This is a genomic window from Enterobacter sp. BNK-14 (assembly GCF_047456095.1).
GTDB lineage: Bacteria > Pseudomonadota > Gammaproteobacteria > Enterobacterales > Enterobacteriaceae > Enterobacter > Enterobacter kobei.
The window spans coordinates 2658537-2679158 of record NZ_CP179897.1; the positions used below are offsets into that span (position 1 = coordinate 2658537).

Annotated in this window: 15 protein-coding genes; 7 read left to right on the plus strand and 8 right to left on the minus strand. The window is 57.1% G+C overall.

What is annotated here, in order from left to right; translation table 11 throughout:
* The first annotated feature begins 111 nt into the window (after positions 1 to 111).
* Positions 112 to 1512 carry a Si-specific NAD(P)(+) transhydrogenase gene (gene sthA, locus ACMGGM_RS12730; protein WP_014885685.1) on the plus strand — a complete coding sequence of 467 codons (1401 nt, stop codon included), beginning with the start codon at positions 112 to 114 and terminating at the stop codon, positions 1510 to 1512.
* Here the strand turns inward: sthA and oxyR are convergent.
* The 4 genes from oxyR to argC form a co-directional block, all read right to left on the minus strand.
* A complete protein-coding gene (gene oxyR, locus ACMGGM_RS12735; RefSeq protein ID WP_014885686.1) occupies positions 1495 to 2412 on the minus strand; it encodes a DNA-binding transcriptional regulator OxyR in 918 nt (305 codons plus the stop codon). The genes sthA and oxyR overlap by 18 nt on opposite strands.
* Positions 2413 to 2738: 326 nt before the next feature.
* Positions 2739 to 4112 (minus strand): argininosuccinate lyase, encoded by a 1374-nt coding sequence (gene argH / locus ACMGGM_RS12740; protein ID WP_032635165.1) that lies wholly within the window; start codon positions 4110 to 4112, stop codon positions 2739 to 2741.
* A gap of 77 nt (positions 4113 to 4189) precedes the next feature.
* On the minus strand, positions 4190 to 4966 hold the full coding sequence (gene argB / locus ACMGGM_RS12745; RefSeq protein WP_086527814.1) for an acetylglutamate kinase: 777 nt from the start codon (positions 4964 to 4966) through the stop codon (positions 4190 to 4192).
* A gap of 6 nt (positions 4967 to 4972) precedes the next feature.
* Complete coding sequence (gene argC, locus ACMGGM_RS12750; RefSeq protein WP_023331592.1) at positions 4973 to 5977, minus strand: N-acetyl-gamma-glutamyl-phosphate reductase; 1005 nt, start codon at positions 5975 to 5977, stop codon at positions 4973 to 4975.
* A gap of 88 nt (positions 5978 to 6065) precedes the next feature.
* Here argC and argE point away from each other — a divergent pair, with 88 nt between their 5' ends.
* The 5 genes from argE (at position 6066) to gldA (ending at position 12864) form a co-directional block, all read left to right on the plus strand.
* Positions 6066 to 7217 carry an acetylornithine deacetylase gene (argE, locus tag ACMGGM_RS12755; RefSeq protein ID WP_014885690.1) on the plus strand — a complete coding sequence of 384 codons (1152 nt, stop codon included), beginning with the start codon at positions 6066 to 6068 and terminating at the stop codon, positions 7215 to 7217.
* 271 nt (positions 7218 to 7488) lie between these two features.
* Positions 7489 to 10140, plus strand: a complete 2652-nt coding sequence (ppc, locus tag ACMGGM_RS12760) for a phosphoenolpyruvate carboxylase (protein ID WP_014885691.1) — start codon at positions 7489 to 7491, stop codon at positions 10138 to 10140.
* Between the two features lie 55 nt (positions 10141 to 10195).
* Positions 10196 to 10957: an AraC family transcriptional regulator gene (locus ACMGGM_RS12765; RefSeq protein ID WP_063944104.1), complete on the plus strand. Its 762-nt coding sequence runs from the start codon at positions 10196 to 10198 to the stop codon at positions 10955 to 10957.
* 128 nt (positions 10958 to 11085) lie between these two features.
* Positions 11086 to 11748, plus strand: a complete 663-nt coding sequence (gene fsa, locus ACMGGM_RS12770) for a fructose-6-phosphate aldolase (RefSeq protein ID WP_032635167.1) — start codon at positions 11086 to 11088, stop codon at positions 11746 to 11748.
* A gap of 12 nt (positions 11749 to 11760) precedes the next feature.
* Complete coding sequence (gldA, locus tag ACMGGM_RS12775) at positions 11761 to 12864, plus strand: bifunctional L-1,2-propanediol dehydrogenase/glycerol dehydrogenase (protein WP_414149024.1); 1104 nt, start codon at positions 11761 to 11763, stop codon at positions 12862 to 12864.
* Positions 12865 to 12956: 92 nt separating this feature from the next.
* Here gldA and katG read toward each other — a convergent pair whose 3' ends face one another.
* The 4 genes from katG to metB form a co-directional block, all read right to left on the minus strand.
* The gene (katG, locus tag ACMGGM_RS12780) at positions 12957 to 15137 is read right to left on the minus strand and encodes a catalase/peroxidase HPI (RefSeq protein ID WP_023331595.1); all 2181 of its coding nucleotides are present in this window, start codon (positions 15135 to 15137) and stop codon (positions 12957 to 12959) included.
* 148 nt (positions 15138 to 15285) lie between these two features.
* On the minus strand, positions 15286 to 16173 hold the full coding sequence (gene metF / locus ACMGGM_RS12785) for a methylenetetrahydrofolate reductase (RefSeq protein WP_023331596.1): 888 nt from the start codon (positions 16171 to 16173) through the stop codon (positions 15286 to 15288).
* Between the two features lie 225 nt (positions 16174 to 16398).
* A complete protein-coding gene (locus ACMGGM_RS12790) occupies positions 16399 to 18831 on the minus strand; it encodes a bifunctional aspartate kinase/homoserine dehydrogenase II (protein WP_023338878.1) in 2433 nt (810 codons plus the stop codon).
* Between the two features lie 2 nt (positions 18832 to 18833).
* Entirely contained in the window at positions 18834 to 19994 is a 1161-nt protein-coding gene (gene metB / locus ACMGGM_RS12795; RefSeq protein ID WP_045134875.1) for a cystathionine gamma-synthase, read from the minus strand.
* 275 nt (positions 19995 to 20269) lie between these two features.
* On the opposite strand from metB, the gene metJ reads away from it, so the two are divergent.
* Positions 20270 to 20587: a met regulon transcriptional regulator MetJ gene (gene metJ, locus ACMGGM_RS12800; RefSeq protein WP_006179183.1), complete on the plus strand. Its 318-nt coding sequence runs from the start codon at positions 20270 to 20272 to the stop codon at positions 20585 to 20587.
* Positions 20588 to 20622: the final 35 nt, after the last annotated feature.

Below are 20622 nucleotides of genomic sequence, written 5' to 3' on the forward strand. Positions count from 1 at the left end.
ACGTGCGGTTTGTGCTCCACTGCCGGAAAAAAGCACAACGATAATTGGGTTACCCTGGCAATGATGTTATGATTCTGTTGCTTTTATGTATAAGAACAGGTAAGCCTTACCATGCCACATTCCTACGATTACGACGCAATAGTTATTGGTTCCGGCCCCGGCGGCGAAGGCGCTGCTATGGGTCTGGTGAAACAGGGAGCCAGAGTAGCGGTCATTGAGCGCTACCATAATGTCGGCGGCGGTTGCACCCACTGGGGTACCATCCCTTCAAAAGCCCTCCGCCACGCCGTTAGCCGCATTATCGAATTTAACCAGAACCCTCTTTACAGCGACCACTCCCGACTTCTTCGTTCCTCCTTTGCCGACATCCTGAATCATGCGGATACCGTCATTAACCAGCAGACGCGCATGCGCCAGGGGTTTTATGAGCGTAACCACTGTGAGATTTTGCAGGGCAACGCGCATTTTGTGGATGAACACACCCTGGCACTTGAATGCCACGACGGTTCGGTTGAGACACTCACCGCCGAAAAATTTGTGATTGCCTGCGGATCGCGCCCTTACCACCCGGCCGACGTCGACTTCTCGCACCCGCGCGTTTACGACAGCGACTCGATTCTGAGCCTGCACCATGAACCCCGCCACGTCATTATCTATGGCGCAGGGGTCATTGGCTGCGAATATGCGTCGATCTTCCGCGGAATGGATGTCAAAGTTGATCTCATCAACACGCGCGACCGCCTGCTGGCATTCCTCGATCAGGAGATGTCAGACTCTCTCTCCTACCACTTCTGGAACAGCGGCGTGGTGATTCGCCACAACGAAGAATACGAGAAGATTGAAGGTTGCGACGACGGTGTGATCATGCACCTCAAGTCCGGTAAGAAGCTGAAAGCGGACTGCCTGCTGTACGCCAACGGTCGTACCGGCAACACCGATTCCCTGCAGCTGGAGAATATCGGACTTGAGACCGACAGCCGCGGTCAGCTGAAGGTCAACAGTATGTACCAGACTGCCCTGCCGCACGTTTACGCGGTCGGCGACGTGATTGGTTACCCAAGCCTGGCCTCTGCCGCTTATGACCAGGGCCGTATTGCCGCACAGGCGTTGGTGAAAGGTGAAGCGACGGCGCATCTGATCGAAGATATCCCGACCGGCATCTATACCATCCCGGAAATCAGTTCCGTAGGGAAAACCGAGCAGCAGCTGACGTCAATGAAAGTGCCATATGAGGTGGGTCGCGCGCAGTTTAAACATCTGGCGCGGGCGCAAATTGTCGGAATGAGCGTGGGGACGCTGAAAATCCTGTTCCATCGCGAGACGAAAGAGATCCTCGGCATTCACTGCTTTGGTGAGCGCGCGGCGGAAATCATTCACATCGGCCAGGCGATTATGGAGCAAAAAGGCGGCGGTAACACCATTGAGTACTTCGTTAACACCACCTTTAACTACCCGACTATGGCGGAAGCCTATCGGGTCGCCGCGCTGAACGGCTTAAACCGCCTGTTTTAACGCGTTATCGAAATGGCCATCCATCGCACCGCGGATGGCCTCTGCCAGCTGCTCATAGCGGCTGCGCAGCGGTGACCCCGGACGATAAACAAGGCCGATCGTGCGACGCGGTTCCGGCTTAATGCACGGCAGATAAACCACGCCGTCACGCTTACGCTCGCGCGGCACGGCCAGCGCAGGCAGCAGCGTAATCCCGCTTCCCGCCGCCACCATATTACGCAGCGTTTCCAGGCTGGTTGCGCGGAAATGGGTATCTTCGTCGGCACCCGCTTCAAAGCAAAAGCCCATTGCCTGATCGCGCAGACAGTGGCCATCTTCCAGCATCAGCAGCTTTTCACCGGCCAGATCGGCCATCGGCACGCGATCGCGGTTCGCCCACGGGTGATCTTCATAGATCGCCAGCATCATTGGCTCATCGAACAGCGGCACTTCAATAAACGCTTCGCTCTCTTTCACCAGCGCCAGAATAGCGCAGTCAAGCTTGCCGCTATCTAACTGCGCCAGCAGTTGATGGGTTTGCGCTTCATGCAGGTACATTTCGAGTTTTGGGAAAGTCTGGTGCAACATTGGAATGATGTGCGGCAAAAGATACGGGCCAACGGTTGGGATCAGGCCAATATGCAGTGGGCCGGACATCGCTTCCCCCTGCTGGCTTGCCATTTCCTTGAGCACTTTGACCTCGCGCAGCACGGTGCGCGCCTGATCCACCAGCAACAAACCGGCCTGGGTGAACAGTACCTTACGACTGGTGCGCTCCAGCAGCATCACGCCCAGCTCATCTTCCAGCTTGCGGATCTGACCGCTCAGCGTCGGCTGGCTGACGTGGCAGGAATCTGCAGCACGGCGAAAATGGCGGTGCTCGGCTAGCGCTACCAGGTATTCAAGATCACGAATATTCATTATTCATCCTCCGTCGCCACGATAGTTCATGGCGATAGATAGCATAGCAACGAACGATTATCCCTATCAAGCTTTCTGTTGAATAATACACCACATAGACGAGGCGGCACGTGTTTGACCCTTGACGTCCCCGCACCGTCATCGAGTTTCTCTCAAAACTCGAACAACTAAAGCCAACGTGAACTTTTGCGGACCCCGTGGTCCGCTTTTTTTTTGCGCAAAAAAGCCCGAGGTAAACGCAAAATGGCAACCGAAGTTGCCATTTTTAGTGTTTGCTCCCTCTCCCTGTGGGAGAGGGCCGGGGTGAGGGCACCCACCCGCACCGATCAAACCAACCGGTTTTTCGCATCCGTAATCGCCTGCGCGACCTGCTTCGGCGACACGCCGCCTTTCGCGGCACGCTTATCCAGGCAGGATTGCAGCGCCAGAATCGGATAGACATCCTCCCCGATAACCGCACTGAACTTCTGCAGGTCAGCAAGCGCCAGGTCTTCCAGCGGTTTACCCTGACGAATCGCCTCCACCACCGCTTCGCCCACAATATGGTGCGCTTCACGGAACGGTACACCCTTCGCGACCAGGTAATCCGCCAGCTCGGTGGAGTTGGCATACCCCTGCTGCGCCGCTTCCTGGCAGCGCGGACGTTTCACCTGAATGCCATCCAGCACCAGCGCACCCATATGCAGACAATCCAGCCAGGTGTCGAGCGCGTCGAACAGCCCTTCTTTGTCTTCCTGCATGTCTTTGTTATACGCCAGCGGCAGCCCTTTCAGGGTCATCATCATGCCGGTCAGCGCGCCCTGCACGCGGCCACATTTGCCGCGGATCAGCTCCAGCGCGTCCGGGTTTTTCTTCTGCGGCATCAGGGAAGAGCCTGAGGTCACGCGGTCGGACAGCTCCACAAAACCGGCTTCACCGGAGTTAAAGAAGATCAGGTCTTCGGCAAAGCGCGACAGATGCACCATCCCGATAGACGCATTGGAGAGCAGCTCCAGTACATGGTCACGGTCAGAGACGCTGTCCAGGCTGTTACGGGTGGCGGACGCAAAGCCCAGCCAGCCTGCGAGCTGTTCACGGTCGATTTCATACGCGGTACCGGCCAGCGCGCCGCTGCCCAGTGGGCTGACATCCAGACGTTTCAGGGTGTCCTGCAGACGGCTTTCGTCACGCGCCAGCATCTCAACATAGGCCAGACACCAGTGGGCAAAGGTCACCGGCTGCGCGCGCTGCAGGTGGGTATAGCCCGGCATCACGGCGTCCTGGTTGTTCTGCGCGGTCTCTACCAGCGCGCTCTGCAGCTGACGGTTAGCTGCCAGCAGCTCGCCAACGGTCTCTTTACACCACAGCTTCAGGTCGGTAGCAACCTGGTCGTTACGGCTACGGCCGGTGTGTAGCTTTTTACCCAACTGACCGACTTTGTCGATAAGTTTGCCTTCCACCCAGCTGTGAATATCTTCGGCATCGCTCTGCAGGATTTGCTGCGGATCCAGACGCACCTCTTCCAGAAGGTTATTCAGCGCCTCTTCCAGTTGCAGCTGCTCCTCTGCGGTCAGCACGCCAACGGTTACTAGCGCTTTGGACCAGGCCACAGAGCCGACAATATCCTGTTCGGCCAGGCGGTAGTCGAAGCGCAAAGAGTCATTGAACTGTTTGAACCGCTGATCCGCTGCCTGTGTAAAACGCCCACCCCAAAGTGCCATAACATGCTTCCTTAATATCTTTGAATTTCACTGCCCGGTGACGCTGCGCTTACCGGGCCTACAAAACATTAAATCGATTACGCTAAAATACGCGTGCCAATCGGCGTGCCGTTAAACAGCGCCGGCAGTTGTTCCGCGTGACGCCAGGAGGCGATATCCACCGGGCGACCCAGCGTGCGAGCGGCATCCAGCGCGGCGTTCACTTTGACGATCATGCCGTCAGTAATGATGCCCTGCGCGATCAGCTGTTCGGCTTTGGCCGCGGTCATTTCCGCGATGCGCTGGCCTTTGCCGTCCAGAATGCCGCTCACGTCGGAAAGCAGGATCAGGTCTGCGCCCAGCGTAGCCGCCAGAGCCGTTGCCGCCTGATCCGCGTTAACGTTCATCAGCTCGCCCTCTTCGGTCACGCCGATAGAGCTCACCACTGGCAGGAAACCACCTTCCAGCAGCGTGTTAATCAGCTTAGGCGAACCCGGCTGCGCCAGTCCAACGTGGCCCAGTTCTTCATCGAGCTGGGTCACTTTTACGCTGTCGCCATCCCCCAGACAGAGGCCAACGGAGGCGATATGATGTTTCTTCGCCCATGCCAGTAGCGTTTTGTTCGCCGTTCCCGCCAGCGCGCCGGTAATGATGTCAATCTGGTCAGCGGGCGTGACGCGCAGGCCGTTTTTCTTTTTCACCGGCAGGTTGAGCCCTTTCATCAGCTCATCTACCACGCAGCCGCCGCCGTGCACAATCACCAGCGGACGTTGGTGTGATTCACGATAGTTCACCAGCGCGGTAAACAGACGCTCCAGCGCTTCTTCGCTGTCCAGCAGTACACCACCGAGTTTGATAATTAATGGGTTCATCATCACACCTTAAATAAGAGCCTGCGTTTCAGGGAAGCCGAAACGAATATTTGCACACTGCATTGCCTGTGCGGCAGCGCCTTTGAGTAAGTTATCTTCTGCAGCGACCACAATCAGGTGCTCGCCCTGTACGGCAAAGCCGATGTCGCAGAATGGCAGCCCGACCACATTTTTCAGCGCCGGCACGCCTTTGTCATACAGACGCACCAGCGGTTTATCCGCATACGCCTGCGTGAAGACCTCGCTCACCTGCTCTTTGGTCACGCCCGGTTTCAGGCGGCAGGTGATGGTTTCAAGGATCCCGCGCGGGAAGCTGCCCAGATGCGGCGTGAAAATGACGTCCGTACCCAGATGCGTCGTGATTTCAGGGTGATGGCGGTGATTAAACACGCCATACGGCTGAAGGCTCACTTCGCAGAAGCTATTAGAGATCGCCGCTTTGCGCCCTGCTCCGCTCACGCCGCTGGTGGCGTTGATCACCGGCCACTGATTCAGATCCAGCAGACCTGCGTCGATCAGCGGTTTCAGGGAAAGTTGCGCCGCCGTCGGGTAGCAGCCCGGCACGGCAATCAGATCCGCTTCTTTGAGTTTGTCTGTGCTCCACTCCGCCAGGCCGTAAACCGCTTTTTCAAGCAGATCGGGGTGCTGATGGGTGAAACCGTAATATTTTTCGTAGAACGCGCCGTCGTTAACGCGGAACGCGCCGGAGAGATCGAACACCACGCAGCCGGCTGCCAGGAACTGCGGTGCCAGGTCATGACTGACTTCGTGCGCAGTGGCTAAAAACACCACGTCAACGCCGTCGGTGAACTCACTGATGTCAGACATCGGCTGCAGCGGCAGATCGACAATGCCCAAAAGCCACGGATGCAAATCGGAAATTAACTTTCCTGCATCATTGCTTTGCGCTGACACGGTCAAAGCGGTTATGGTCATATGTGGATGGCGATTCACGTAGCTTACAAGCTCTGCGCCCGCATAACCGCTAGCGCCTACAATCAGCGTATTCAACATCGGGTTCCTTTATGCTCAACGTTAATGTATTTTTATTCACATTTATTGCATGAATATTGATACTATCACGACCTAAGGTGTGTCAACAATGAAAATGAACTTACCGCCATTTATCGAGATCTACCGCGCCCTGATTGCCACACCGTCCATCAGTGCAACGGAAGAAGCGCTGGATCAAAGCAATGAGTCTTTAATCAATCTGCTGGCGGGTTGGTTTAGCGATCTTGGGTTTAACGTTGAGGTACAGCCCGTCCCCGGAACCCGTCATAAATTTAACCTGCTGGCCAGCACCGGAACCGGTGCGGGCGGCCTGCTGCTTGCCGGTCATACCGACACCGTGCCGTTTGACGATGGCCGCTGGACCCGCGATCCGTTCACCCTGACCGAGCACGACAACAAACTCTATGGTCTCGGCACCGCCGACATGAAAGGCTTCTTCGCCTTTATCCTCGACGCGCTGCGTGACGTGGACGTGACAAAACTGAAAAAGCCGCTCTACATTCTGGCGACCGCCGACGAAGAGACCAGCATGGCGGGCGCGCGCTACTTCTCTGAAAACACGTCGATTCGCCCGGATTGCGCCATTATCGGCGAACCGACTTCACTGCAACCGATTCGCGCGCATAAAGGCCATATCTCGACGGCCGTGCGCGTGCTGGGCCAGTCCGGCCACTCCAGCGATCCGGCGCGCGGCGTAAATGCGATTGAGCTGATGCATGACGCCATCGGCCGCATCATGACCCTGCGCGACTCGCTGAAAGAACGTTATCACTATGACGCGTTCACCGTGCCGTATCCGACCCTAAACCTCGGCAGCCTGCACGGCGGCGATGCCTCCAACCGTATCTGCGCCTGCTGCGAACTGCATATGGATATCCGCCCGCTGCCGGGTATGACGCTGAGCGATCTCGACGGCTTGCTGAATGAAGCGCTGGCCCCGGTGAGCGAGCGCTGGCCGGGCCGCCTGACGGTCTCCGAACTGCATCCGCCGATCCCGGGTTATGAGTGCCCTCCGGATCACCAACTGGTTGAAGTGGTGGAAAAACTGCTTGGTGAAAAAACCGACGTGGTGAACTACTGCACCGAAGCGCCGTTCATTCAGACGCTGTGTCCGACGCTGGTCCTTGGCCCTGGCTCCATTAACCAGGCGCACCAGCCGGATGAGTATCTGGAAACCCGCTTCATCAAGCCCACTCGCGAGTTGATTACCCAGGTTGTGCACCACTTCTGCTGGCATTAAAACCGCACCGACTCTAACCCTCTCCCGGTGGGAGAGGGTTAGAGTGAGGGCAACAAATCGCATGATCTCCGTCACATTCCCATAAGCATCTCTTATCTGACGCAATGCGAATTAAATTTCGTAAATTGCCCGCATTTATTCGTTTGCTGAACCGTTTTCGCAGCAATTGACGACGGGGGTTTTACGTGGCTTTATAAAGGGAGATGACAAAATATTGTCCAGCAGATTTTCGCATGGGCATAAACAAAAATGATGGGGTGACTGGGTTTTTATGAACGAACAATATTCCGCGTTGCGTAGTAATGTCAGTATGCTCGGCAAAGTGCTTGGAGATACCATCAAAGATGCGTTGGGGGAAAACATCCTCGAACGCGTTGAAACCATCCGCAAGCTGTCTAAATCTTCCCGTGCCGGTAACGAGGCCAGCCGTCAGGAACTGCTCACCACCTTGCAGAACCTCTCCAACGATGAGCTGCTGCCCGTTGCCCGTGCCTTCAGCCAGTTCCTGAACCTGGCCAACACCGCTGAGCAATACCACAGCATTTCGCCTAATGGCGAAGCTGCCAGCAACCCGGAAGTGATTGCCCGTACGCTGCGTAAACTGAAAGACCAGCCCGATCTCACCGAAGCCACCATCAAAAAGGCGGTGGAGTCTCTCTCGCTGGAGCTGGTTCTGACCGCTCACCCAACCGAGATCACCCGTCGTACCCTGATCCACAAAATGGTGGAAGTGAACAACTGCCTCAAGCAGCTGGATAACAAAGACATCGCCGACTATGAACGCAACCAGCTGATGCGCCGTCTGCGCCAGCTGATTGCTCAGTCCTGGCATACCGACGAAATTCGTAAGCAACGCCCCAGCCCGGTCGACGAAGCCAAATGGGGCTTTGCGGTGGTGGAAAACAGCCTGTGGGAAGGGGTGCCGAACTACCTGCGCGAGCTGAACGAACAGCTGGAAGAGAACCTCGGCTACCGCCTGCCGGTCGACTTTGTGCCGGTACGCTTCACCTCCTGGATGGGCGGTGACCGCGACGGCAACCCGAACGTCACTGCGGAAATCACCCGTCACGTTCTGTTGCTGAGCCGCTGGAAAGCGACCGATTTGTTCCTGAAAGATATTCAGGTGCTGATTTCCGAACTGTCGATGGTCGAAGCGACGCCGGAACTGCGCGCGCTGGCCGGTGAAGAAGGCGCCAGCGAGCCGTACCGTTTCCTGATGAAAAAACTGCGCGGTCAGCTGATGGCGACTCAGGCCTGGCTGGAAGCGCGCCTGAAAGGCCAGCGTCTGCCGAAGCCGGAAGGCCTGCTCAGCCAGAACGAACAGCTCTGGGAACCGCTGTACGCCTGTTATAAATCACTCCAGGCCTGCGGGATGGGCATCATCGCTAACGGCGAACTGCTCGACACCCTGCGCCGCGTGAAATGTTTCGGCGTGCCGCTGGTGCGTATCGACGTACGTCAGGAAAGTACCCGCCATACCGAAGCGCTGGGTGAACTGACCCGCTATCTCGGCATCGGCGACTATGAAAGCTGGTCCGAAGCCGACAAACAGGCATTCCTGATCCGCGAACTGAACTCCAAGCGCCCTCTGTTGCCGCGCAACTGGGAGCCAAGCAACGAAACCCGCGAGGTGCTCAACACCTGTAAAGCGATCGTGGACGCACCGAAAGGATCGGTGGCCGCCTATGTGATCTCCATGGCGAAGACCCCGTCCGACGTGCTGGCCGTTCATCTGCTTCTGAAAGAAGCGGGCATCGACTATGCCCTGCCGGTGGCGCCGCTGTTTGAAACCCTCGATGACCTGAACAACGCCAACGACGTGATGACCCAGTTGCTGAACATCGACTGGTATCGCGGCTTTATTCAGGGCAAGCAGATGGTGATGATTGGCTATTCCGACTCCGCCAAAGATGCGGGCGTGATGGCGGCATCCTGGGCGCAGTATCAGGCGCAGGATGCACTGATCAAAACCTGCGAGAAAGCCGGTATTGAGCTGACCCTGTTCCACGGACGCGGTGGCTCAATCGGCCGCGGCGGCGCGCCTGCACACGCGGCACTGCTGTCGCAGCCGCCGGGCAGCCTGAAAGGCGGCCTGCGCGTGACCGAGCAAGGTGAGATGATCCGCTTCAAATACGGCCTGCCGGAAGTGACCATCAGCAGTCTGTCGCTTTATACCAGCGCCATTCTGGAAGCAAACCTGCTGCCACCGCCGGAGCCGAAAGCGTCCTGGTGCCATATCATGGACGAACTGTCGGCGATCTCCTGCGATCTGTACCGTGGCTACGTGCGTGAAAACAAAGATTTTGTGCCTTACTTCCGCTCGGCAACACCTGAGCAGGAACTGGGTAAACTGCCGCTGGGCTCGCGTCCGGCGAAGCGTCGCCCGACCGGCGGCGTAGAGTCACTGCGCGCAATTCCATGGATTTTCGCCTGGACGCAGAACCGTTTGATGCTGCCTGCCTGGCTGGGTGCCGGTGCCGCGCTGCAGAAAGTGGTGGAAGACGGTAAACAGAACGAACTGGAAACCATGTGCCGCGACTGGCCATTCTTCTCTACCCGTCTGGGTATGCTGGAGATGGTCTTCTCGAAAGCTGACCTGTGGCTGGCGGAATACTACGATCAGCGTCTTGTTAAGCCTGAGCTGTGGGCGCTGGGTAAAGAGCTGCGCGAACTGCTGGAAGGCGACATCAAAGTGGTGCTGGATATCGCCAACGACTCACACCTGATGGCGGACCTGCCGTGGATCGCCGAGTCTATCCAGCTGCGTAACATCTACACCGACCCGCTGAACGTCCTGCAGGCAGAGCTGCTGCACCGTTCTCGTCTGGCGGAAGAAGAAGGCAAGGAGCCGGATCCTCGCGTTGAGCAGGCGCTGATGGTGACGATTGCGGGCGTTGCGGCGGGTATGCGTAACACGGGCTAATCGGCTATGCCGGGGGGTGCTTGCGCCCACCCGGCAATACCCCGGTATCCAAAACATGTTCCACGATATTACGCACATCCTCACGGCTCTGATTAAAGGCGCATTCCCCCTGGATCAAGTGCATTTTGTCACGCCTGCCGAGAATAACCGCACATCACCTTGTCTCTCAGTTATCCTGGAAATCCGCTGCGAAGCCTTCTTTTCCGCATCCGGGAACGTCCCGCTGCATTCTTCAAACTCGCTCAGAATAAGTTTCGGCAAACAGCAGCTGACGCTTCAGCTCTACCGGGGTAACGCTCTTATACAACAGCAGCAGATTGCCAGAAGAGGGCCCCGGACGGGCGCGTTTCTCCTGCAAACGCTCAATGAGCTGCAGATGCAGCCAACTGAGCAGGACACGGCCAGGCTGGTGATATTAAGTCTGCTCAGCCACTGCCGCGATCTGCTTGGCAGTGATATCCACACTGATAGCCGCAGCCGCGCATTATTCGAAGCCGTTCGTCGCTTTATTGATGAAAACCATGCCTCGGCGCTGACCCGGGATTCCGTTGCCGGGGCATTTTATATTTCCCCTAACTATCTCTCTCACCTTTTTCAGAAGACCGGGAACGTCGGGTTCAATGAATACCTGACGCAGACCCGTCTGGAACACGCCCGCCAGCTGCTGAAAGGCTATGACCTTAAAATTAAAGATATCGCCGCACGCTGCGGATTTACCGACAGCAATTACTTTTGCCGTCTCTTTCGTAAGCACACCGAGCGCTCCCCTTCCGAATATCGTCGTCAGTATCACAGCCAGCTGATCGCCAAAAAATAGCATTGTGATCGTTCTCTCACTTCACTAAGGACATTACATTTGTCCAGTATTTGGCAAAATTGACCTGTATCCGCCGTACTCTGCCGCGCCTTATCCTTTATTCAACCTTTCTGACTTAAGGAAAAATAATGGAACTGTACCTGGACACCGCCAACGTGGCGGAAGTTGAGCGTCTGGCGCGGGTATTCCCGATCGCGGGTGTGACCACTAACCCGAGCATTATTGCCGCCAGCCGGGAGTCCATCTGGAGCGTGCTGCCGCGCCTGCAAAAAGCCATCGCTCCCCGGGGCACTCTGTTTGCCCAGACCATGAGCCGTGACGCCGGGGGAATGGTGGCAGAAGCCAAACGTCTCAGTAATGCCCTGCCGGATATCGTGGTGAAAATTCCGGTAACGGCAGAAGGACTTGTAGCGATTAAGGCATTGAAAAACGAGGGGATCACTACACTCGGGACGGCCGTATACAGCGCCGCACAGGGTCTGCTGGCTGCGCTGGCGGGCGCGTCGTATGTCGCACCGTATGTGAACCGCGTCGATGCCCAGGGCGGTGATGGTATCCGCATGGTCCAGGAGCTGCAGTCTCTTCTGGAAATGCATGCCCCTGAGAGCAAGGTGCTGGCCGCCAGCTTCAAAACGCCACGTCAGGCGCTGGACTGCCTGCTGGCCGGATGCGACGCAATCACGCTTCCTTTAGATGTAGCGCAACAAATGCTCGGCACGCCGGCGGTAGAGTCAGCCATAGAGAAGTTCGAGCAGGACTGGAAAAACGCGTTTGGTAACCTCAACCTCTAAGGGAGAAATGTTATGGACCGTATCATTCAATCGCCGGGAAAATATATCCAGGGCGCTGATGTGCTTACCCGCCTCGGCGACTACCTGAAACCGCTGGCAACGCGTTGGCTGGTTGTCGGCGATAAATTTGTGCTGGGTTTTGCTGAAGAAACCTTGCGCCAGAGCTTTAAAAAAGCAGAGCTGCATGCAGAAATCGCACCGTTTGGTGGCGAATGTTCACAAAATGAAATCGATCGTCTGAAAAAACTGGCCGATAGCGCCGACTGTCTGGCCGTGCTGGGTATCGGCGGCGGGAAGACGCTGGACACCGCCAAAGCGCTGGCACACTTTATGGACGTGCCGGTTGCGATTGCCCCGACCATTGCCTCCACCGATGCACCGTGCAGCGCACTTTCCGTAATCTATACCGACAGCGGCGAGTTCGATCGCTACCTGATGCTGCCGCACAACCCGAACATGGTGATTGTGGATACCAAAGTCGTCGCGGGTGCACCGGCTCGTCTGCTTGCCGCGGGGATTGGCGATGCGCTGGCGACCTGGTTTGAAGCGCGCGTCTGCTCGCGCAGCGGTGCCACGACGATGGCGGGCGGTAAATGCACGCAGGCGGCACTCGCGCTGGCGGAGCTGTGCTATAACACGCTGCTTGAAGAGGGTGAGAAAGCCATGCTGGCGGCGGAACAGCATGTCGTAACGCCTGCGCTGGAACGCATTATCGAAGCCAACACCTATCTCAGCGGCGTAGGTTTTGAAAGCGGTGGACTGGCTGCGGCACATGCGATTCATAACGGTATGACGGCGGTGCCGGATGCGCATCACTTCTATCACGGTGAAAAAGTAGCGTTTGGTACGCTGACGCAGCTGGTGCTCGAAAATGCGCCGGTAGAAGAAATAGAGACCGTCGCGGCGCTTTGCCACAGCGTGGGACTGCCGATCACGCTGGCGCAGCTGAATATTAAAGAGGATATTCCGGCCAAAATGCGTCTGATCGCAGAAGCGTCCTGTGCAGAAGGGGAAACTATTCACAACATGCCGGGCGGAGTAACGCCAGATCAGGTGTATGCGGCGCTGCTGGTGGCTGACCAGTATGGACAGCGGTTCCTGCAGGAGTGGGAGTAATAAAAAAAGCCGGGTGGCGCTACGCTTACCCGGCCTACGAATGACATGCTTTTGCAAGCCGGGTAAGGCGTAGCCGCCACCCGGCATACTGGTTACTTCACGTCAAACCGATCCAAATCCATCACTCTCGCCCAGGCGGCAACAAAATCACGCACAAACTTCTCGTGTGCATCGCTGCTGGCGTAGACTTCAGCCAGCGCGCGCAGGACGGCGTTTGAACCGAACACCAGGTCCGCGCGGGTCGCGGTGTATTTCACTTCGCCACTGGCGCGATCGCTACCGGCAAACAGCTCGTTTGAGTCGTCGGTCGCCTTCCACTGGGTATTCATATCCAGCAGGTTCACGAAAAAGTCATTGCTCAGCACGCCCTCACGGTCGGTGAACACGCCATTCTTGCTGCCATCGAAGTTTGCCCCGAGTACGCGCAGACCGCCGACCAAAACCGTCAGTTCGGGTGCGGTCAGCGTCAGCTGCTGCGCTTTGTCGATCAGCAGTGATTCGGTGGTTGACGTATCCACCTGCGCACGGTAGTTGCGGAAGCCATCGGCAATCGGCTCGAGCAGGTTAAACATCTCGATATCCGTCTGGTCCTGGCGCGCATCCACGCGGCCCGGCGTAAACGGTACGGTAACGTAAACGCCTGCCGCTTTCGCCGCCTGCTCAACGCCTACCACGCCCGCCAGCACGATGATATCGGCCAGAGAGGCTTTATTGGTGGTGCGCTGGATGGCTTCCAGAGCCGGTAATGCACGTACGGCAGCGGCGTTAACATCCCAGTCGCGCTGAGGCGCCAGCGCCAGACGCGCACCGTTGGCGCCGCCACGCTTGTCGCCACCGCGGAAGGTCGATGCAGACGCCCAGGCAACGGAAACCAGCTCACTCACGGAGAGACCCGAGGCAATGATTTCCGCTTTCAGGCTTTCAATGTCTTCTTTCGAAGGATTGAACACCGGCTGAGGCAGCGGATCCTGCCAGATCAGATCTTCTTTCGGCACTTCCGGACCAATGTACCGCGCTTTTGGGCCCATATCGCGGTGAGTCAGTTTGAACCACGCGCGCGCAAAGGCTTCGTTGAAAGCCTGCGGATCGTTCAGGAAGCGGCGAGAAATTTTCTCGAATTCCGGATCAAAACGCAGCGTCAGGTCGGTGACCAGCATCGTTGGTTTGCGTTTTTTCGACGGGTCGAACGGGTCCGGCATAATTTCTGGCGCATCCACGGCTTCAAACTGAATGGCACCTGCCGGGCTGCGGGTCTGGACCCACTCATATTTGAACAGGTTCTCGAAGAAGTAGTTGCTCCACTGGGTCGGAGTTTGTGACCAGATAACTTCCAGACCGGACGTAATGGCATCTGCACCAACGCCTGTACCGTGCGTACTCGCCCAGCCCAGGCCCTGCGCTTCAATCGGTGAGGCTTCAGGGTCGGTGCCCACATGTGTGGCTTCACCTGCGCCATGGGTTTTACCGAGCGTATGACCACCGGCGATCAGCGCCACGGTCTCTTCGTCGTTCATGCCCATATTGCCAAAGGTCGCGCGGATGGCTGCCGCCGCGGACAGTGGTTCACCGCTGGCGTTTGGCCCTTCCGGGTTAACGTAGATCAGGCCCATTTCGGTTGCGGCCAGAGGACGCTTCGCCAGCGCTTCCGGGTCACGGTGGGTCAGCCAGGCTTTTTCATCGCCCCAGTTCACGTCCAGATCCGGTTCCCAGACGTCTTCACGACCGGCACCGAAACCAAAGGTGCGGAAACCGGAGTTTTCCAGCGCCACGTTCCCCGCCAGGATGAACAGGTCAGCCCAGGAAATTTTTTGCCCATATTTTTGCTTGATGGGCCACAGCAGACGACGCGCTTTATCCAGACTGACGTTATCGGGCCAGGAGTTCAGCGGTGCAAAACGCTGTTGACCGCGTCCTGCCCCGCCGCGTCCATCAACGGAGCGATAAGTACCCGCGCCGTGCCACGCCATGCGAATAAACAGGCCAGCATAGCTGCCCCAGTCAGCAGGCCACCACGGCTGAGAGTCGGTTAAAAGCGCTTTGAGATCGCCTTTGAGGGCAGAGTAGTCGAGTTTGCTAAATTCTTTGCGGTAGTCGAAGTCTTCACCCAGCGGGTTAGAACGGTTGGAATGTTGGTTAAGAAGGTCAATGCGGAGTTGCTTTGGCCACCAGTCACGGCTGCTTGTACCTGCTCCCGCGCTGTGATCGGCGCCGCCGTGATGGAACGGGCATTTGCCGGCTGATGCTGCGTTATTGGTCTCGTCTGACGTGCTCATCGCTATGCTCCCTTGTACAGTGTTACCGTTACGATATACACCACTAGCAATAAGATATAGTTGAAATAATCCACAGATTCGATAGTTAATACCTTTTAACTATCTGTTTGATTAAAAAGCCCTCATTTTATAAGGGCTTTCTATTTTTTTATGCCGGACGAACGCCCAGGGTGTGACAGATGGCATAGCTCATTTCCGCGCGGTTGAGCGTGTAGAAGTGGAAATCCTTCACCCCTTCGCGGCTTAAGATCTTCACCATGTCCATCGCGATGTTAGCGCCCACCAGCTTGCGGGTCTCCGGGTCATCGTCCAGCCCTTCATACATTTTGGACATCCACAGCGGAATGCGCACGTTGGTCATATCAGCAAATTTCTTCGCCTGTTTGAAGTTAGAGACCGGCAAAATTCCCGGGATAATTTCGACGTCGATGCCCGCGGAAACGCAGCGGTCACGGAAACGCAGGTAGCTCTCCACATCAAAGAAGAACTGGGTAATCGCGCGATTGGCACCCGCATCCACTTTACGCTTCAGGTTGAGCAGGTCCGCCTGGGCGCTTTTCGCTTCCGGATGAACTTCAGGATACGCGGCGACGGAGATATCAAAGTCGGCCACGTCTTTCAGCAACGCGACCAGGTCGGCGGCATACATTTCCGGCTTACCGCTTCCCGGCGGCAGATCGCCGCGCAGGGCGACAATATGACGGATACCGTTGTTCCAGTAGTCCTGGGCAATGGCACGTAACTCGTCACGGGTGGCGTCGATACAGGTGAGGTGCGGCGCAGCTTCCAGACCGGTACGGTCTTTAATGCCTTTGATGATGCTGTGCGTGCGGTCGCGCTCGCCGGAGTTCGCACCGTAGGTCACGGAGACAAACTTTGGCTTCAGGCTGCTCAGGCGATCGATAGAGCTCCACAGGGTTTGCTCCATTTCACTGGTGCGCGGCGGGAAAAATTCAAAAGAGACGTTAATCTGGCCGTTTACTTCGGCCAGGCTCTGATTCAGTGCTTCCCGCTGGTTGGCGTGAAAAAAGCTCATACCTTACCTCTATCTGTCGCGTGTCATTGTTTGTTGTATTGTGAACTTCTATACGTTTAGACGTCCAGATGTAAAAATGACGGAAAAGCGGAGGGACGTCAACATAAATAATCAACAATAACGGTGAGGTTTGCTCAGGGAAGATGAAGGAAATTCATGATGGGGTGAGCGCGGTCCGATGCCCTCACCCCGGCCCTCTCCCACAGGGAGAGGGAAATGTAGACGTTACAGCAGCTTAGCCAGACGGTTGATGTCGGACTGGATCGCTCCGGCGGTGACATCGCGCCCCGCGCCCGGGCCACGGATCACCAGCGGGTTATCGCGGTACCAGCGGCTTTCGATCGCGAAGACATTATCGCACGGCAGCAGCGCCGCCAGCGGATGGTCAGGTCGCACCGCCTCGACGCCGACACGGGCTTTACCGTTGGCCTCAAAACGCGCCACATAGCGCAGCACCAGTCCCATCTCGTTCGCCGCTTCCAGACGCTGCACCATCTGCTCGTTAAGCTCTTCACCATTTTCAAAGAAATGGTCCACAGACCCTTCTTCACAGCCAGCAGGCACCAGGGACTCGACGCGGACGGCATCCGGTTCGATGTCGTAACCCGCTTCGCGCGCCAGAATCACCAGCTTACGCATCACGTCTTTACCGGAGAGGTCAACACGCGGGTCAGGCTCGGTTAAGCCCTGCTGCCACGCCTGATCCACCAGGTCGGTAAACGGTACGGTGCCGTCAAACTGCAGGAACAGCCAGGAGAGCGTGCCGGAGAAGATCCCGCTCAGCGCCAGAATGCTGTCGCCGCTTTCAATCAGGTCACGCACGGTGTGGTTAACCGGCAGGCCCGCCCCAACGGTGGCGTTATACAGCCAGTGGCGGCCTGTTTTTTCAAACGCGTCGTGGATCTGACGGTATTTATCCGTGCTGCTCGCCCCCGCCAGCTTGTTGGCACTGATAACGTGGAAACCGTGGCTGGCGAAATCCAGATACTGATCGGCAAGCTGTTCGCTGGCGGTGACGTCCAGCACCACCAGATCGTCATACGGGTGCGCGCGCATCCACAGGAACAGCGACTCTTCATCCTGCTCGACGGCCTCATCGTTAAAGAAGGCCAGCGCCCGGCTGGCGTCCAGCCCTTCGTAATTCAGCAGGCTGCGGCGGCTGTCCACCACGCCTGCGAGAATGAATTCAAACCCGGTACGTGCCGAAAGCGTCACCTGCTCACGGGCGAACAGCTCCAGCCAGCGGGAACCGATGTTGCCTTTACCAAACAGCACCAGGCCGATGCGTTTTTCCGCGCGGAACAGGGAGGTGTGCAGACCCTGAATCAGGCTTTCGGTTGGCCCTTTACGCAGCACGGCGACCAGGCTGATGCCCTCTTCTGACTGCCAGGTAAATTCAACCGGCTGGCCTTTCAGCTGCTGCCAGAAGCGGTGGCAATGCAGCGGGTTACGGGTGACGCCCGCCCCCACCATCGCCACCAGCGCCAGCCCCTGACGCAGGCGAAGCTCGCCCGGCAGGCCCGCTTCATCCAGAATCTTCAGGGCGCTGTCCGCCACTTCAGCGGTATAGCAGAACTGCAGCAGCTGGCGGTCGTTATGCACGCCAACGGCCAGCGGACGCACCTGGGCACGCTTTAACACCAGGTCGATATCTTTATGCGCCAGCTTGAAATCCTGGCCCGCGGGCACCTGGAACTCAATCAGACAGATGTCGTCGTGGCTGGTGACAATACGCGCCCCGGTACCGGACGCCAGCACGCGCTCGATACGCGTAGAGCCTTGATCCGGGGTATAGCTGCAACGCAGCTGGAGGTCTATATCGCTGCCGGACACCGGCTGCAGCGTGCGCGCGTGCAGTACCGGCGCGGCCAGACGCGCCAGCTCGCTGGCTTCGTCGAGACGCAGCAGCGGCAGCAAACAGGCATCTTTCACTTTACGCGGGTCCGCGCTGTAAACGCCGGCCACGTCGCTCCAGATGGTCACGCGGGATACGCCCGCCAGCGCACCGATTTGCGTTGCTGAATAGTCAGAACCGTTACGGCCCAGCAGCACGGTTTCGCCCGCGTTGCTGCGGCTGATAAAGCCGGTGACAACAATACGTTTGCCGGGATGCTGCACCAGGAGCTGTTGCAGCAGCGGATAGGATAACCCTTCATCCACCTGCGGCTGTGCGGCGCGTTCGGCGCGGAGGAAATCACGGGCGTCGAGCCAGGCGGCATCCACACCCAGATGTTGCAGCACGGCAGCCATCAGACGTGCAGACCACACTTCACCGTGGCCCACCACTTCGGCATACACCGCGTCGGTGATCCCGCTGTCCAGCAGGGCCGCCAGACGTTCAAGATCGTGCGTAAAAGCGCTGATCAGCCCGTCGGCAACGTCCGCTGGCAGCAGGCCAGCAATCAGTTCGCTCTGATAGCGGCGTAAGGACTGTTGCACCTGATGCGCAGAAAGGCGATCGGTCTGGCTCAGTTTCAGCCAGCTAATCAACTGGTTGGTGGTGCTGCCCGCCGCGGAGACAACCATCATGTCACCCGGCTGTGAATACTCCGTCATGATCCCTGCAACGCGCAGATAACATTTCACATCAGCAAGACTACTACCACCAAACTTGTGCAGCTGACGACCCTTCGCCCCTGCCTGCGCTATCACACTCATGATTACCCCTTGGCTGCGACCCGGAAGCCATTTTCCAGATCGGCAATTAAATCTTCAGAATCTTCAATACCGGTCGAGATACGCAGCAGCGTCTCGGAAATCCCGGCGGCGGCACGTGCTTCCGGTGCCATACCGGCGTGCGTCATGGTTGCGGCGTGGGAGATCAAGCTTTCAACCCCACCTAATGATTCCGCCAGCGTAAACAATGACAGCCCGCTCAGGAAGCGACGCAGCGTTTGCTCGTCGCCGTCCAGTTCAAAACTTAACATCGCGCCAAACCCTTTCTGCTGGCGCGCGGCAATCTCGTGCCCCTGGTTTTTCGGCAGCGACGGGTGATAAAGCTTCTTCACCAGCGGCTGGGTTTTCAGGAAATCGACAATGGCCTGGGCATTGCGCTGCGCCACTTCCATACGCGGAGAAAGCGTACGGATGCCGCGCAACAGCAGGTAGCTGTCGAACGCCCCGGCGGTGACGCCAATGTTATTGGCCCACCATGCCAGTTCCGTGACAACGTCGGGATCTTTTGCAATCACCACGCCCGCTACCACGTCAGAGTGGCCGTTCAGATATTTAGTGCATGAATGCAATACCAGATCAGCACCCAGTGCGAGTGGGTTCTGAAGGGCCGGACTGAGGAACGTATTATCCACTACACTTATCGCTCCCGCATCCCTTGCGAGCTGACAAATTTTCGCAATATCGACAACGCGCAACAATGGGTTGCTTGGACTTTCCACCAGAACGAGCTTTGGTTTCTCTGCCAGCGCCTGTTTCAGCGCCTGTTCGTCGTTTTGATCGACAAACAGCACGCGATAGCAGCCGCGTTTTGCGAGGCTGTCAAACAGGCGATAGCTGCCGCCATAGCAGTCGTGCGGGGCGACCAGCAGGTCTCCCGGCTTCAGGAACACGGTCGTCACCAGGTGAATCGCAGACATCCCGGTGTTGGTCAATACGGCCCCTGCGCCCCCTTCCAGCTCGGCCAGCGCACGCTGGGTCACATCACGCGTAGGGTTGCCACGACGCGAGTAGTCGTGCGCGCGGGGTTCATTAAATCCGGTGAAATTGTAGGTACTGGAAAGATGAATCGGCGGGACAACGCAGCCGTACTGCTCGTCATCATTTAATCCGCTACGCACTGCAATAGTGGCCTGTTTACGCGTCATGGTGAGGGCTTCCTGGCGAATGAGGTGAAAAGTCAGGCACCAGAGTAAACATTCAAATTATGGACGTCAATACATCTGGACATCTAAACTTCTTTGCGTATAGATTGAGCAATGCGCAAATAGCCGTTAAAATTATATGCTTTAGTGCACGCTGCAGCGGCAATATCCGTGCCACGGTATCGTCTCTACGGTAAACTACGCAAGATTACGGTTCAAAACGGGCAGTGACCGGTTTGCACCTTTAGATTAATGACTGAGAGGATTAAAGGTATCTCATGGCTGAATGGAGCGGCGAATATATCAGCCCATACGCTGAGCACGGTAAGAAGAGTGAGCAAGTAAAGAAAATTACGGTTTCCATTCCTCTGAAGGTGTTAAAGATCCTCACCGATGAACGTACGCGTCGTCAGGTGAACAACCTGCGTCACGCGACCAATAGCGAACTGCTGTGCGAAGCGTTCCTGCATGCGTTTACCGGTCAACCGTTGCCGAACGATGACGATCTGCGCAAAGAGCGTAGCGACGAAATCCCGGAAGAGGCGAAGGTGATCATGCGTGAACTGGGTATTGACCCGGATACGTGGGAATACTGAGAAGCGGATACAAAAAAGGCACCTTGCGGTGCCTT